Annotated in this window: 10 protein-coding genes; 2 read left to right on the forward strand and 8 right to left on the reverse strand. The window is 73.2% G+C overall.

What is annotated here, in order from left to right; all coding sequences use genetic code 11:
• Positions 1 to 75 precede the first annotated feature (75 nt).
• The 5 genes from ACZ6CZ_RS21705 to ACZ6CZ_RS21725 all read right to left on the reverse strand — a co-directional run bounded on the left by ACZ6CZ_RS21705 (position 76) and on the right by ACZ6CZ_RS21725 (position 7,431).
• Complete coding sequence (locus ACZ6CZ_RS21705; RefSeq protein WP_469023541.1) at positions 76 to 1,407, reverse strand: wax ester/triacylglycerol synthase family O-acyltransferase; 1,332 nt, start codon at positions 1,405 to 1,407, stop codon at positions 76 to 78.
• Positions 1,408 to 1,551: 144 nt separating this feature from the next.
• Entirely contained in the window at positions 1,552 to 3,873 is a 2,322-nt protein-coding gene (locus tag ACZ6CZ_RS21710; RefSeq protein WP_469023543.1) for a GH92 family glycosyl hydrolase, read from the reverse strand.
• A 227-nt stretch (positions 3,874 to 4,100) separates the two neighbouring features.
• Positions 4,101 to 5,321, reverse strand: coding sequence for a glucose-1-phosphate adenylyltransferase (gene glgC / locus ACZ6CZ_RS21715; RefSeq protein WP_469023545.1), 1,221 nt, complete (start codon positions 5,319 to 5,321; stop codon positions 4,101 to 4,103).
• Between the two features lie 50 nt (positions 5,322 to 5,371).
• Positions 5,372 to 6,523, reverse strand: coding sequence for a glycogen synthase (gene glgA, locus ACZ6CZ_RS21720; RefSeq protein WP_469023548.1), 1,152 nt, complete (start codon positions 6,521 to 6,523; stop codon positions 5,372 to 5,374).
• 17 nt (positions 6,524 to 6,540) lie between these two features.
• A complete protein-coding gene (locus ACZ6CZ_RS21725) occupies positions 6,541 to 7,431 on the reverse strand; it encodes a (2Fe-2S)-binding protein (RefSeq protein ID WP_469023550.1) in 891 nt (296 codons plus the stop codon).
• A 228-nt stretch (positions 7,432 to 7,659) separates the two neighbouring features.
• On the opposite strand from ACZ6CZ_RS21725, the gene ACZ6CZ_RS21730 reads away from it, so the two are divergent.
• Positions 7,660 to 8,874: a DMT family transporter gene (locus tag ACZ6CZ_RS21730; protein WP_469023553.1), complete on the forward strand. Its 1,215-nt coding sequence runs from the start codon at positions 7,660 to 7,662 to the stop codon at positions 8,872 to 8,874.
• Here the strand turns inward: ACZ6CZ_RS21730 and ACZ6CZ_RS21735 are convergent.
• Positions 8,864 to 10,150, reverse strand: coding sequence for a transglycosylase family protein (locus tag ACZ6CZ_RS21735; RefSeq protein WP_469023555.1), 1,287 nt, complete (start codon positions 10,148 to 10,150; stop codon positions 8,864 to 8,866). The genes ACZ6CZ_RS21730 and ACZ6CZ_RS21735 overlap by 11 nt on opposite strands.
• 282 nt (positions 10,151 to 10,432) lie before the next feature.
• On the opposite strand from ACZ6CZ_RS21735, the gene gndA reads away from it, so the two are divergent.
• Positions 10,433 to 11,872, forward strand: a complete 1,440-nt coding sequence (gene gndA / locus ACZ6CZ_RS21740; RefSeq protein WP_469023558.1) for an NADP-dependent phosphogluconate dehydrogenase — start codon at positions 10,433 to 10,435, stop codon at positions 11,870 to 11,872.
• Positions 11,873 to 12,379: 507 nt separating this feature from the next.
• Here gndA and panD read toward each other — a convergent pair.
• Together panD and ACZ6CZ_RS21750 are read right to left on the reverse strand one after the other, a co-directional pair.
• Positions 12,380 to 12,799 carry an aspartate 1-decarboxylase gene (panD, locus tag ACZ6CZ_RS21745; protein WP_469023561.1) on the reverse strand — a complete coding sequence of 140 codons (420 nt, stop codon included), beginning with the start codon at positions 12,797 to 12,799 and terminating at the stop codon, positions 12,380 to 12,382.
• A gap of 164 nt (positions 12,800 to 12,963) precedes the next feature.
• Positions 12,964 to 14,646, reverse strand: a complete 1,683-nt coding sequence (locus tag ACZ6CZ_RS21750) for an ABC transporter family substrate-binding protein (protein ID WP_469023563.1) — start codon at positions 14,644 to 14,646, stop codon at positions 12,964 to 12,966.
• Positions 14,647 to 14,720: the final 74 nt, after the last annotated feature.

Here is a 14,720-nt window from a genome sequence, read left to right on the forward strand (position 1 = left end):
AGCGCTCCGACTCGCGCCCGCCCTCGAACGGGCGAGTTTACGGAGCGCTCCGCCCTGCGGCCAAACCCGGCATGATCAGGGATCGCAGACCGTGATGAGCGTCTCCACCTCGGCGGCGACGGCGCGGGCGAACACGTCCAGGTCGGGGACGGCCCGGGCGTCGGCGACGAGCCCGTAGTGGACCTGGCCGCGGTAGGTGGAGATCGCCACCGCCAGCGACTGGCCGGGGGCCAGCGGGGCGAAGGGGTAGACCTCGGTCAGCTGGTGGCCGCCGAGCCGCAGCCCGAGCCCCGGCAGGGGCACGCTGGTGACCAGGATGTCGAACCAGAGCCGGGCCGCCTGGCCGACCAGCGGGCCGCCGAGCCGGTGCCCGAGCGCGGGCACGTGGTCGGCGAGCAGCGCGACGGCACCGGCGCCCCGGTCGGCGCCCGCGTCCTTGCGGCGGACCATGGCCGTGCGGACGGTGTCGAGGCGGCGCCGCGGGTCGGGCTCGTCGACCGGAAGCCGTATCAGGTAACCGGAGAGCCGGTTGCCCTGCGGGTGCCCGGCGCCGCGCGCGCGGCGCCGGGAGACGGGGATGAGGGCGCGGGGCGCCACGCCCTCACTGCCGTCGCCGCGTTCGTCGAGCCAGCGGCGCAGGGCGCCCGCGACGACGGCGATGAGGACGTCGTTGACGGTGCCGCCGACGGCCTTGCGGACCCGGTGCACGTCGTCGATGTCGAGGACGACGCCGGCGGTGCGGCGGGTGCCGCTGGGCTCGGAGGTCAGCGCGGTGGAGGAGCGCACGCCGAGCGTGGACAGCGCGACGGAGGCGCCGATGTCGAGGGCCCGGCCCACGTCCGACAGCGCGCCCATGACCAGCTCGGGGAGGCGGCGCACGGCCGGCAGGGCGGGCAGCGGGCCGCGGGGCGGCCGCTCGGCGCGGGGGGCGCGCTCGGGCAGGTCGACCGGGTCCAGGACGCCGGCGGCGAGCTTCAGCGCGCGCAGGCCGTCGGCGAGGGCGTGGTGGAACTTGAACAGCACGGCGAAGGAGACGCCGTCCTCGCCGGGCAGGACGTGCGCCTCCCACGGCGGCCGCTCGCGCACCAGCGGGCGTTCCATCAGCCGGCCCGCCGCCGCGTGGAAGTCGGCGGTGGGCGCGTGCAGCCGTACGTGGTTGAGCGGGTCGAACCCGGGGTCGGGCTCGCGGGCGGCGCCGCCGAAGGCCGGTGGCTGCCACACGTCCCGGATGCGCATGCGCAGTCCGGGCACCGCCGCGGCGCGGGCGGCGAGCAGGTCGGCCGCGTGCGCGCCGGCGGTGGGCGAGTGCGCGGTGAACACACCGAGCGCGCCCAGGTGCATCGGGTGCCGCTCCGACTCGATGTTCCAGAACGCGAGGTCGAGTGGGGCGAGCAGGTCAGAGGTCAATGGCGTGCCTCGCATCGACAGTGGGTGAATCAGCAGTCAAACCCCGACCGGCGATTACGGTCAAGTACGATCAGGCTACGCTCAGTTAACTCCAGATTGCGTCCCGCCATTCCGGGAAGGGCGGGACGCAAGGGACGACTGAGGTCACCTCAGGGCGGGCGGCGCCGCCTGGGGTGACGTACCCCACTCTGACGGGCGCGGGCCGACCGTGAACGTCAGCGCGCGTGTCGCGCGCAGCGCACCGGTCGTCAGATAGGTCCGGGCGTACGGTGTTCCGTCCGTGCGGACCGCCTGGACGTAGCGGTCGGTGCCCGAGGTGCCGGGCGCCCGGACCGTCAGGTGCCCGCCGGGCCAGTAGCGGCGGTCGAGGGCGAGGTCGACCCGGTCGAACACGGGCGTGGACAGGCCCCAGGTGTCGTAGCCGGGCTGGACCGGGAAGAGACCGATGGACGACAGCACGTGCCAGGCGGACATGGTGCCGAGGTCGTCGTTGCCGGTCATCCCGGTCGGCGTGTCGGTGAAGAGGGTCAGCGCGGCGTGCACCACGTCGGTGGTCTTCCAGGGCTGCCCGGTGGAGAGGTAGGTGTACGGGGCGATCAGGTCGGGCTCGTTCTGCGGGTTGTACTTGTCCGCGTTGTAGTAGTCGTACGGGTCGCCGTGCACCCACACCTCGCGGGCGGTGCGCTCCGGGTCGGCCAGCAGCCGGTCGTAGGCGAAGAACGCGTCGAGCCGGTCGTTGGCCGCCCGGGCGCCGCCGATCAGGCCGATCATGCCGGGCAGGTCCTGCGGTACGAGCCACTGGTACTGCCAGGCGGTGCCCTCGTGGAAGCCGACGCCGCGGGCCGGGTCGGCCGGTCCGGTGAAGGCGCCGGAGGCGTCCCGGGCGCGGAAGAAGCCGGTCGAGGCGTCGAAGACGTTGCGGTACGACTGCGCCCGGGCGGCGTAGCGGGCGGCGTCGTCCCGGTGGCCGAGGTCGCGGGCCATCTGGGCGAGCGCGGCGTCGGCGAGGGCGTACTCCAGGGTGACGGAGGCGCCGTGGTCGTAGTCGGAGTCGCCCATCTTGGTGTGCGGGCGGCCCTTGAGGTACGGCGCGAAACCGGCCGCCAGGTACTCCGCGTCGGCCTCCCGGCCGATGCCCGGGTACCCGGCGGGCGGCACGCCGTCGGCGTTCTTGCGCAGCGCCCGGTACGCCCGCTCCTCGTGCCCCGCGAGCAGGCCCATCCGGTGGGCGGTGGTCAGGAAGGGGGTGACCGGGTCGCCGCTCATGATGTTGGTCTCGACGGGTCCGTAACCCCACTTGGGCAGCCAGCCGCCGTCCTCGTCGATCTGGATCACCGACAGCGCCATGTCCCGCGCCTCCCGGGGCGCGAGCAGGGCGAGCAGCTGGGCCTGGGTGCGGTAGGTGTCCCACAGCGACCAGTTCTGGTAGTACGTGAAGCCCCGCGCGCGGTGCACCCGCCGGTCCCAGCCGGTGTACCGGCCGTCCGCGTCGGCGCCGACGTTCGGCGCGAGGAACGAGCGGTACAGCGACGAGTAGAACGTACGGCGCCGGGTGTCACCGCCGCCCTGGACGCGCACCCGCTCCAGCCGCCGCTCCCACGCCTGCCGCGCCCGGTCGCGCACCGCGTCGAAGGGCCGGCCGCCCTCGGCACGGAGATTGACCGCCGCGCCCCGCGCGTCCACGTACGACAGGGCGGTGGTCGCCTCGACGGTACGGTCCCCGGTGGTGTCGAAGCGGACGTAGGCGCCGCCGCGCCCGGTGCGCGAGCCGTCGGTGACCGCGGCGCCGTCCCAAGTGCCGTACGCCGTGAAGGGCCGGTCGAAGCGGGTGACCGTGTAGACGGTGTAGGGGCCGGTGTCGCGGCAGAAGCCGTGCCCGGTGATCTCGGTGCGCACGGTCCGGTCGTCGAGGATCTCCACCCTGCTGCTGGTGTTCTTGTGCAGCGACTGGGCGGCGTTCAGCAGGACGTTGGCCTGGTCGGTGGCGGGGAAGGTGTAGCGCTGCACGCCGGTGCGCTCGGTCGCCGTCAGCTCGGCCCGTACGCCGGAGTCCAGGCCGACCCGGTAGTAGCCGGGGCTCGCCTCCTCGTCGTCGTGCGAGAACCCGGCGGCGTACTGCGCGTAGTCCGTCCGCGTGACGTCCCCGACGGTCGGCAGCACGGGCAGGTCGCCGCCGATGCGGCAGCCGACGCCCGAGAGGTGGACCAGGGAGAAGCCCCGGACGCGGTGCTGGGTGTAGTCGTAGCCGGTGCTGTGACCCGTGTCCGGGGAGAGCTGGACCATGCCGAAGGGCACGGCCGCGCCGGGGAAGGTGTTGCCCTCGTTCTGGCTCCCGATGAAGGGGTTGACCAGGTCGGTGAGGTGGCCGTCGGTCCGCTCGGCGGCCCGTGCGGCGGGCGTGGCGAGCAGCGCCGACGCCGTCATCACCCCCGCCAGGCACAGCCGCGTGCGCCGGGTCCCTCTCATGTCGGATGACCTCCGCAGGTTCGACATCGTTGCCTGCATCGTGCGGGGCGGAGGTCGCGTATCCGGGCATCCCGGTCGAATCACCGAGGGCGCGTCGCACCCGGAGCGCGGAGGCGGCGCGCCGCCGGACGCGGCGTGGCCGAGGCGGCCGGCGGCCGTCAGGGGCGCGCCGCCCGCTCATGCGGAGGATGCCGCTCGCGGCGTCCGCGCGGGCGGCTGCCGGGCCGTCAGGAGACGCGCTGGCCCTTGCCGAGCGCGATCACCCCGCCCTGGGAGACGGTGTAGAGGTCGGCGTCCCGCTCCGGGTTGACGCCGATCGTCGCGCCGGGCGGCACCTCCACGTTCTTGTCCAGGACCGCGCCGCGCACGATCGCGCCCCGGCCGATGTGGACGTTGTCGTGCAGCACCGAGCCCTGCACCACCGCTCCCGGGTCGACCCGCACCCCGGGCGAGAGCACCGACCGGGTCACCTGGCCGCGGATCAGGCAGCCCGCGCTGATGATGGACTCGCTGGCCATCCCGCCCGCGTTGAACCGGGCCGGCGAGAGCTGGTACGAGTGGGTGTATATCGGCCACTGCCGGTTGTAGAGGTTGAACGCCGGCCGCTCGGCGATGAGGTCCATGTGGGCGTCGTAGTAGGCGTCCAGGGTCCCCACGTCCCGCCAGTAGCCCTGGTCGCGGGTGGTCTCACCGGGGACGTGGTTGTCGCTGAAGTCGTACAGCTGCGCCTCCCCGCGGGAGGTCAGCTGGGGCAGGATCGAGCCGCCCATGTCGTGCACGGACTCCGCGTCCTCGGCGTCCCGCTGGAGGGCCTCGATGAGCGCCTTGGTGGTGAAGATGTAGTTGCCCATCGAGGCGAAGACGCACTCCGGATCACCCGTCAGTCCGGGCGGGTCGGTGGGCTTCTCCAGGAACCGCTCGACGCTCTGGCCGTCGGAGCCCGGGGTGATCACCCCGAACGACGAGGACTCCGAGCGCGGCACCCGGATGCCGGCCACCGTCACGCCCGCGCCGGAGTCGATGTGCTGGGCCAGCATCTGCCGCGGGTCCATGCGGTAGACGTGGTCGGCGCCGAACACCGCGACGTACTCGGGCTGCTCGTCGTAGATGAGGTTCAGGGACTGCAGGATCGCGTCCGCGCTGCCCAGGTACCAGCGTGGGCCCAGCCGCTGCTGGGCCGGGACCGGGGTCACGTAGTTGCCCAGCAGACTCGACATCCGCCAGGTGGTCGTGATGTGCCGGTCCAGCGAGTGCGACTTGTACTGCGTCAGCACGCAGATGCGCAGCACGTCGGCGTTGACCAGGTTGGACAGCACGAAGTCCACGAGCCGGTACGTACCGCCGAACGTGACCGCCGGTTTCGCCCGGTCGGCCGTCAGCGGCATCAGCCGTTTGCCCTCCCCGCCCGCCAGTACGATCCCGAGGACCGAAGGCCCACCCCGACGCATCGCCGCTCCCCTCACCCTGGTTGAACCATGGATGCCCCGAGGGGGCCGGACTAAGCCTGCTTGAGGATCTCCTCGTACAGCCGGACCGTGCGCCGGGCCACCGCGTCCCAGCCGAACTCCTCGACCGCGCGGGCCCGCCCGGCCTCTCCCATCCGCCGCGCCGTCGCCGGATCACCGATCACCGCGTCCAGCGCCCGCGTCAGCCCCGCCTCGAAGCCGTCGTCCACGGGGACCAGCAGTCCGGTGTCGCCGTCCGCCACCACCTCGGGGATCCCGCCGACGGCGGAGGCCACGACCGGCGTCCCGCACGCCATCGCCTCCAGGTTGACGATGCCGAGCGGCTCGTACACCGACGGGCAGGCGAACACGGTGGCGTGGGTGAGCAGCTGGATGACGTCCGTGCGCGGCAGCATCTGCGGGATCCAGTGGACGCCCTCGCGCACCCGGCTCAGCTCCTCGAACAGCTCGCGGAACTCCCGGTCGATCTCCGGCGTGTCGGGAGCGCCCGCGCACAGCACGACCTGCGCGGCGGGGTCGATGTCCCGCACCGCGCGCAGCAGGTGCGGCACGCCCTTCTGCCGGGTGATGCGGCCCACGAACAGCACGTAGGGGCGGCCGGTGTCCAGGCCGATCCGGGTGAGGACGTCGGTGCCGTGGTCCGGCCGGTACAGGGCGGTGTCGATGCCGTTGTGCACGACGTGCACCTTCGCCGGGTCCAGCGCCGGGTAGCAGCCGAGGATGTCCTCCCGCATGGCGCCCGACACGGCGATCACCGCGTCGGCGGCCTCGAGCGCGGTGCGCTCGGCGAACCCGGACAGCTCGTAGCCGCCGCCCAGCTGCTCGGCCTTCCAGGGCCGCAGCGGCTCCAGCGAGTGCGCGGTCACCACGTGCGGGATGCCGTACAGCAGCTTGGCGAGGTGACCGGCCAGGTTCGCGTACCAGGTGTGGGAGTGGACGAGTTCGCGGCCCTCCAGCGCGGCCGCGATGGACAGGTCCACGGAGAAGGTGCGCAGCGCGTCGTTGGTCCCGTCCAGCGCGGACCAGGGCCGGTGGCGTACGACGCCGGGCCCGCGGCCCTCGCCCCAGCAGTGCACCTCCAGGTCCACCAGGTTGGTCAACTCGCGTGCGAGGAACTCCACATGGACGCCGGCGCCGCCGTAGACGTCCGGCGGAAACTCCCGGCTCAGCAGTCCCACGCGCACCCGATTACCCCCTGGTCTCAACGGCCGGTCCCTTCATGGTCACCCAGATGCGGCGCGCGCGGAAGAGCGCGCGGGGAAGATCGCGGTGGGGAAGCGTGCGGTGGGGAAGCCTGCGGCGGGGAAAGGTGCGGTGGCCGGGTGAAGCAGCAGTCGCCGCAGACACCGCCGCCGGGCACCCGGTAGTACAGGCAGCAGCTGCGCCGGCGGAAGGCGGTCCCGGCGCGGCTGCCGGTGGCGCGCAGCAGGGGGTGGGCGAAGAGGTCGGCGGTGAGGGCGCGGGCCCGGTCGGCCACCTCGGCGCGCCCGTGGGTGCGCGCCCAGCGCTCCAGTTCCCGGGCGGCGCCGGCGAGCGCGGAGCCCGCGTTGCCCCACAGCAGACCGGCCGCGACGCCATGACGGGCTCTCAGGGCTGCCCCTAGGGGGCGCAGATGGCCGTCGAGCACGGCGTCCGCGAGCGCGGCGGAGTCCCCGGCCCGTGGCCGCAGCTCGGTCAGCCACAGGTCGTCGGGGGCCATGGCGGAGGCGTCCCAGCGCAGCAGGCGCGGGTCGAGGTCGGGGAGGCGGCCGTATCGGGCGGCGCAGCCGAGGGCCACCGACCACAGGCGGGCGGCGAGCGCCTGGTGGGCGATGGACGCGGCGACCCGTGGCTCGGGCGTGCGCAGCCGGGCGGCGACCGTGGCGACGCGGCAGGTCAGCGCGGTCTCCGGGCCGCCCGGGAGGCCGCTGTCGTAGGCCTGCGCCAGCGTCGGCAGCGTGGCCGCCCGTGCCGCACCGGACGCCTCCGCGGCGCCGGACGCCTCCGCGGCGGCGGACGCCTTCGGCGCAGCGGCGGCCTCCGTGACGGTGGTGCGCAGGACGAAGAAGCCGCCGAGCGGGCGGAGCGCGGCGAGTTCGGGGTCCAGGTCCACGAACAGCAGTCATATCAGGGGCGCGAGGAGCCCGCGGGCCAGGGTCTCCACCCCCGGGCACCCACCCTGGGGATGAGCGGGCTCCCGGCGTACTCCATCGGCAGTAGGAGCCATTGGGTGCTCAGGGACGACGACGGGAAGAGCCCGGACCGGCAGAGTGTTGGTCATGGAAGCCGACCGTACGCCGCGCCGGGCCCAGGCCGCCCGCCTCACGCGAAGGAGCCAGTCATGAGCGCCCTCGCGTTGTCCGTGCTGCTGTCGTTCGTCTCCGCCGTGGCCTACGCGGGCGGGGCGATCGTGCAGGAGCAGGTGGCGGTGTCCTCCCCCGACGGACAGTACGCCCCGCTGCGCCGGCCCGGCTGGTGGACGGCGCTGGGGCTCAACGGCCTCGGCGGCGTGCTGCACGTCGTGGCGCTGGCCTGCGGTCCGCTCAGCCTGGTGCAGCCGCTGGGCGCGCTCACCATCGTGTTCGCGCTGCCCATGGCGGCCCTCTTCGTCGGCCGCCGGGCCGGGGCGACCGCCTGGCGCGGCGCGCTCATGGCGACCGCCGGCCTCGCGGGTCTGCTGTCCCTCGTCGGCTCGTCCGACACCCACTCCCTCGGCACCGCCCAGCGGGCGGCCGTGGCCCTGGTCACCGGCGCGGCGGTCGTCGCCCTGATGGCCGCGGGCCGGGCGGCCCACCGGCACCCGGCGGTGCGCAGCGTGCTGCTGGCCACGGGCTCGGGCATCGCCTTCGGCATGTCGTCCGTGTTCACCAAGACCGTCGCGGTCGACTGGGACAACGGCGTCACCCTCGGCGACCTGCCCTCCTTGGCGGTGATCGCCGTCTTCGCCACCGCCGGGGTCCTGCTCTCCCAGGCGTCCTACCGGGGCGGCGGCCTCGCCGCCCCGCTGGCCACGCTCACCGTGGTCAACCCGGTGCTGGCCGCCGCGGTCGGCATCACGATGTTCGGCGAGACCTTCCGCTACGGCGGCACGGGCACGGTGCTCGCGCTCGCCTGCGGTGTGGTGGCGGCGGGCGGCCTGATCCTGCTGACGACGGAGCGCCTGGAGGACACACCGGTCGCGGTGGAAGCACTCTCGGCCGAGCCGGCCGTGGCGGAGCCGGTGCCGGTGGTCGGTGCGGCGCCGCCGCTGGGAGCTGTCCCGGCACAACCCGTCCGGGGCGAACTCCCGTCGGCGGAAGCGTTGTTCGAGCCGGAGCCGGTGCCGGAGCCGACGGGCCTGGTGTCGCCGGAACCGGCGGTGTCACCGGGCCTGGTGTCGCCGGAACCGGCGCTGTTGCCGGAACCGGTATTCGGCGACCCGGTGCTGAACGAGTCGGTGCTGGAGGACATCCTCGTCGTCCCGGTCTCCTACGGCCCGCTGCCCGTGGGCGTCGTGCCGGTGCCCGCCCGGCGCGGGCGGCGCCGGGAGCGGGAGCGGGACCGGGTCAGATCCTGACGCCGCCGGCCCGGAGGTAGGCGACCGGATCGATGTCCGAGCCGAAACCGGGCCCCGTGCGCACCTCGAAGTGCAGATGCGGGCCGGTGACGTTCCCGGTGGCTCCCGAGCGGCCGATGCGCTGTCCCGTGGACACCGTCTGCCCGGCCCGCACCGAGATGGCGGACAGGTGGGCGTACTGGCTGTAGCGGCCGTCGGCGTGCCGGATCACCACCTGGTAGCCGTAGGCGCCGCCCCAGCCCGCGGAGACCACGTGCCCGGCGCCGACCGCCCTGACCGAGGTACCGGTGACGACGGGGAAGTCGACGCCGGTGTGGTAGCCCTTGGACCAGTGCGAGCCGGCCACGTGGTAGCCGGTGCCGGTGGCGGCGTCGACCGGGGCGACCAGCGAATGTCCGGCCGTCGAGGTTTTGTGGGAGCTGGAGGTCCGGTGACCGCTCGGCGTCTTGTGGGAGCTGGACGTCCGGTGGGTGCTCCCGCCGGTCCTCTCCTTCTCCGCGTGCTGGTGGCCGGAGGCGGCCGTGGTGTGCGTCGTGGGCGCCTTGCGGGCGGTCAGGCTGAGGTGCTCGCCGGGCATGATGAGATCGGGATCGTCGCCGATCGTCGTCCGGTTGCCCGCGTAGAGCTGCTGCCAGCCGCCCCGCACGCGTTGCTCGACGGCGATCCCGGAGAGGGTGTCGCCGTGCACCACGGTGTACATCTCGGCCTTGCCGGCCCGGGACTGGGGTGTGGTCTGCGGCTGGACGTCCCGCACGGAACTCTTGGCCGCCGTGTGGGCGGACGCCGTGTGGCCGGAGCCTGTGTGGGCAGACCCTGTGTGGCCGGAGCCCGGGTGGGTGGAGGTGTTCCTCGCCGGGTGGGTCGCCGCGCCGTCCGGGTGGATGTCGGGGCCGCCGCCGCCCCGGGTGAGACCGGCGCGCACCGAGCACACCGGCCAGGCGCCGGGCCCCTGTCCGCGGAGGACCTTCTCACCGATGGCGATCTGCTGGTCCCGGCCCGCCAGGTCGGCACGCGGCGCGTACCGGGTGCCGCCGTAGGCCTCCCAGGTGGACTGGGTGAACTGCAGCCCGCCGTAGTAGCCGTTGCCGGTGTTGATGCTCCAGTTGCCGCTGGACTCGCATGCCGCGACCTTGTTCCAGGTGGACGCGTCGGCCGCGTCCGCGGCACCGGCGGCGACGAGGGGGATCGCGAGACCCGCGCCGCCCGCGGTGACGGTGAGTGAGGCTCGGTTGATCCTGCTCGGCTGATACCGGCGGTGCCGGCCGCGTGCGGCCATGTCTGCAGCCCTCTCGACATGCGTCAGGAGCGGCAAAAGTAAGCGGGCCGAACGAGTCATGACAAGGCGGCAACCGGCCGTGTGCGGGACCGGACTGGCCGGGAATCGGCTTCCCTTGGCCGGATCGGCGGAGGACGGCCGGGGGCGGCTGAGGCGGACGGGGCTGTCCGTGCGTAATCAAGCCTGGCGGGTCGCGGTGCGGTCGCCGTACCGGCACGCCAGGATGGGCCGCGGGCAATACTGGCACGGCCGTACTCACGAGGCAGGTAGGGAGCAGGCGGTATGAGCACTTCAGCGCAGATCGGCGTCACGGGTCTCGCGGTCATGGGGCGCAACCTCGCCCGGAACTTCGCGCGCAACGGCTACACGGTCGCGGTGCACAACCGCACGGCCTCGCGGACGCGGGCGCTGGTGGAGGAGTTCGGGGACGAGGGCGACTTCGTCGCGGCCGAGACCGCCAAGGAGTTCGTGGCCGCGCTGGAGCGGCCCCGCCGGCTGGTCGTCATGGTCAAGGCCGGCGACCCGACGGACGCGGTGATCCAGGAGTTCGCGCCGCTGCTGGAGCCCGGTGACATGATCATCGACGGTGGCAACGCGCACTTCGCGGACACCCGGCGCCGGGAGCGGGAACTGCGCGAGCAGGGCATCCACTTCGTCGGCACGGGCATCTCCGGCGGCGAGGAGGGCGCGCTGCACGGGCCGAGCATCATGCCGGGCGGGTCCCAGGAGTCGTACGGGTCGCTGGGGCCGATGCTGGAGAAGATCTCCGCGAAGGCCGCCGACGGCGCCCCCTGCGTGACCCATGTCGGCCCGGACGGCGCCGGCCACTTCGTGAAGATGGTGCACAACGGCATCGAGTACGCCGACATGCAGCTCATCGGGGAGGCGTACCAGCTGCTGCGCGACGTCGCCGGGTACTCCCCCGCGCAGATCGCGGACATCTTCCGCACCTGGAACACGGGCCGGCTGGACTCCTACCTGATCGAGATCACGGCCGAGGTGCTGTCCCACGTGGACGCCGCGACGGACCGGCCGTTCGTGGACGTGGTGGTGGACCAGGCCGAGCAGAAGGGCACCGGCCGCTGGACCGTGCAGATCGCCCTCGACCTGGGGGTGCCGGTGTCCGGCATCGCGGAGGCGGTGTTCGCCCGGTCGCTGTCGGGCCACGCCGCGCTGCGGGAGGCCTCGCGGGGCCTGTCCGGGCCGCGGCCCTCCCCGCTCGGCGAGGCGGAGGCGGGCGCCTTCGCGGACCGGGTGGAGCAGGCGCTGTACGCGTCGAAGATCGTGTCGTACACGCAGGGCTTCCACGAGATCGCGGCCGGCAGCGAGGAGTACGGCTGGGACATCGACCTCGGCACGGTCGCCTCGATCTGGCGCGGCGGCTGCATCATCCGCGCGGCCTTCCTGGACCGTATCCGCGCGGCCTACGACACCCGCGCCGACCTGCCGAGCCTGCTGTCGGACGAGACGTTCGCGCAGGAGATCGCGGCGGCGCAGGACGACTGGCGCGAGGTGCTGGTCGCCGCCACCCGGCAGGGCGTACCGACCCCCGGTTTCGCCGCGGCCCTCGCCTACTACGACGCCCTGCGCGCCGAGCGCCTCCCGGCCGCGCTCACCCAGGGCCAGCGGGACTTCTTCGGCGCGCACACCTACCGGCGGGTCGACCGGGAGGGGTCGTTCCACACGCTGTGGGGCGGCGACCGGTCGGAGACCGAGGCGTAGCGCCCTGACCCGCCGCCGGACGAGGCAGCGGACACGGGAGAGGGGCGGACGGCACCGGTGCCGTCCGCCCCTCTTCTTTTCTTCTCCACGGCTCAGGACAGCGGAGGTCCCGGCTCGGGGCTGGGCGTCGGCTCCGGGCCCGGCGGGACCGGCGACGGGGAGGGTCCCGGCGGTCCCGGGTGCGGGGGCGCGGGCGGAACCGGCTCGGGCCCCGGCTGCGGGGGCGGGCTGGGCTCCGGCCCCGGCGGCGGCGTGGGCACGGGGCCGGGTCCCGGGGGCGCCGGTGTCGGATAGGGGTCCGGGTGCGTGGGGCCGGGGCCCGGGGTGGGGCCCGGCGGTACGGGGTCGGTCTGCAGGTGTGTCATGTGTCCTCCGGCCGGTCGCTGGACGTCGCCTCTGGACTACTCCCCCGCCTACCCGGCCCCCGCTCCCCCACTCACCCGACGGCACGAACGCGGCAGCCCGGGTGGGCGTGCCGCAGGGTGCCCCCGCTTGCCGTCCGGCGGCTCAGGCCCGTACGGCCTGCGGGCTGCGCTCCTGGTCCGAGCCCGGCACCGGCTCCGAGGGGTCGGCGCCGAGGGCCACGATCCGGTTGCCGGCGTCCACGTGCACGACCCGCGGCCGCAGCGCCCGCGCCTCGGCGTCGGTGACCTGCGCGTAGCTGATGATGATCACCAGGTCACCGGGGTGCACGAGGTGCGCGGCCGCCCCGTTGATCCCGACGACCCCGGACCCGCGCTCACCCTCGATGACGTAGGTCTCGAGCCGGGCGCCGTTGGTGATGTCGACGATGTGCACGAGCTCACCGGGCAGCAGGTCGGCGGCGTCGAGCAGGTCGGCGTCGATGGTGACCGATCCCACGTAGTGCAGGTCGGCCTGGGTGACGGTGGCCCGGTGGATCTTGGACTTGAACATGGTACGAAACATGAGGAAACTCCCGGTTCGTCTGCTCCCTGCCTGACTGTGCAGGTCAAGGGCCGTGCCCGGAGGCTACAACGTTTCTCCTGTCCGGTCAGCACGGGCGCCCGGAGGGCCGGTCGGCGGACCGTGGGTGCCGGTCCGCCGGTCCGCCGGTGTAGGGCTGCGGGGGGTCACTTCTCCCAGCCGACCGTCTCCGGGAGGGGGTTGTAGAAGATGGTGGCGCCGACGTTGGCGAGGCCCTTCTTCACGCCGTAGGTCGAGGGGCCGCTGAAGAGGGGGAGGAAGGCGTACTCCTGGAGCGCCTTCCGCTCGACCCGGTTGGCCGCCGCGGCCTGCTTGGCGAGGTCGGCGATCGTGGTGGTGGCGCGGATCTCCTTGTCCAGCGCGGGCGAACCCGCGCCGGTGATGTTGGAGTCGCGGTCGGAGCAGTAGAAGTCGCAGAGGTAGCGGGCGCCGAACGGGTCCATCGAGCGGTTCCCGGACAGGAACAGGTCGAACTTGCGGTCGCTGAGGATCTTGGAGAAGTCGGCCTCGTCGGCCTTCCTGATGTCGAGGCGGACGCCCACCGTCTTCAGCATCGCCGCGAAGGCGCCGGCGGTCGCCTTGTCCAGCGGGTCGTCGCCCAGGAGGGTGTAGCCGACTTCGAGCTTCTTGCCGTTCCTGACCCGTACGCCGTCGGCCCCGGGCTTCCAGCCGGCCGCGTCGAGTGCCTTGCGCGCCTCGTCCGGCGCGTATTTGAGCACGGCGGAGACGTTGTCCTCGTAGCCCTTCTGGAAGCTGTACAGGACCGCCGAACCCGGGAGCGGCTCGCGGTAGTCCAGGCCCTGGAACTGGACCTTCGCGATCTGCGTGCGGTCGATGCTCTCCTCGATGGCCTTGCGCACCGCCTTGTCGGCGAGGACGGAGGACTTGGTGTTGAAGTAGAGCGAGTACTCGAAGGGGCTGCCGCCGCTGCGGATCTCCGTGCCGTGGAGCCCCTTGATCTGCTTGAGGCTCTCGGCGTCGACCGCGGAGACGTAGTCGAGCTGGCCGTTCCGGAAGGCGTTGACCGCCGCCGTGGATTCCAGGTTGACGTAGACGCGCTTGTCGAGCTTGCCCTTCCGGCCCCACCACTTCGGGTTGCGGACGAACGTGATGTTGCCCGAGTGGGTGTCCCACTCACCGACGGTGTACGGCCCGGCGCCCCACTCCGGGTGCGCCTTCTTGACGTAGGCGTCGTTGAAGTTCCGCACCGTCGCGGCCTTGGGGTGCAGGAAGGTGGTGAACAGGCTCGACCAGGAAGGGTTCACTCCCTTGAAGGTGATCACGGCCTGCTTGGCGTCGCTGCCCTTCTCGACCGAGGTGATCTGGTCGTAGCCGTCCGTGGAGGAGGCGGCGTAGGCCTTGTCGGAGCCGTTGTTGGCCTTCCACGTGGCCCTGATCGCGGTCCAGTCGATGGGGGTGCCGTCGTTGAAGACGGCCTTGGGGTTGAGGGTGAGCGTGACCTTCTGCTTCCCGCCCGCCACGGAGACCTTCACGTCGCTGAGGTAGTCCGGGTTGTACTGCACCTCGCCGGTCGGCGAGTAGGTGATCGCGTCGGCGTTGTACCAGGCCCAGACGCGGGCCGCGGTCAGCGTCGCGTTGACGTTGAACGGGTTGCCCTGGTCGTCGAAGGTACCGACCGTGGTGTACGTGCCCCCGTCCTTGATCCGGTCGTACGGCGTGGGGTTGTAGTCGGCGGCGGACGACGCGGCCGAGGGAGCGTTCTTCGCGTCCGGCTTCGCCGAGTCCTTCCCCGACGTGGACTGGCACGCGGTGGCGGTGACGCAGGCGGCGGTGATCAGAGCGACGGGCAGGGCCAGTCTCGTGCGCATGGTGGAGGGTTCCTTAAAGGGGTGGGTGGGGACGACACGGTGGGGGGCGATGTGGTGGGGGGCGGCATCGCCGG

It is taken from the genome of Streptomyces sp. NPDC041135 (assembly GCF_055592085.1).

What these genes read in the sequence shown, in the direction of transcription:
- ACZ6CZ_RS21735 (WP_469023555.1), bottom strand. Translation starts at nt 10,150, where the DNA reads ATGGCCGCACGCGGCCGGCACCGCCGGTATCAGCCGAGCAGGATCAAC.
- ACZ6CZ_RS21730 (WP_469023553.1), top strand. Translation starts at nt 7,660, where the DNA reads ATGAGCGCCCTCGCGTTGTCCGTGCTGCTGTCGTTCGTCTCCGCCGTG.
- panD (WP_469023561.1), bottom strand. Translation starts at nt 12,799, where the DNA reads ATGTTTCGTACCATGTTCAAGTCCAAGATCCACCGGGCCACCGTCACC.
- ACZ6CZ_RS21750 (WP_469023563.1), bottom strand. Translation starts at nt 14,646, where the DNA reads ATGCGCACGAGACTGGCCCTGCCCGTCGCTCTGATCACCGCCGCCTGC.
- ACZ6CZ_RS21710 (WP_469023543.1), bottom strand. Translation starts at nt 3,873, where the DNA reads ATGAGAGGGACCCGGCGCACGCGGCTGTGCCTGGCGGGGGTGATGACG.
- glgC (WP_469023545.1), bottom strand. Translation starts at nt 5,321, where the DNA reads ATGCGTCGGGGTGGGCCTTCGGTCCTCGGGATCGTACTGGCGGGCGGG.
- gndA (WP_469023558.1), top strand. Translation starts at nt 10,433, where the DNA reads ATGAGCACTTCAGCGCAGATCGGCGTCACGGGTCTCGCGGTCATGGGG.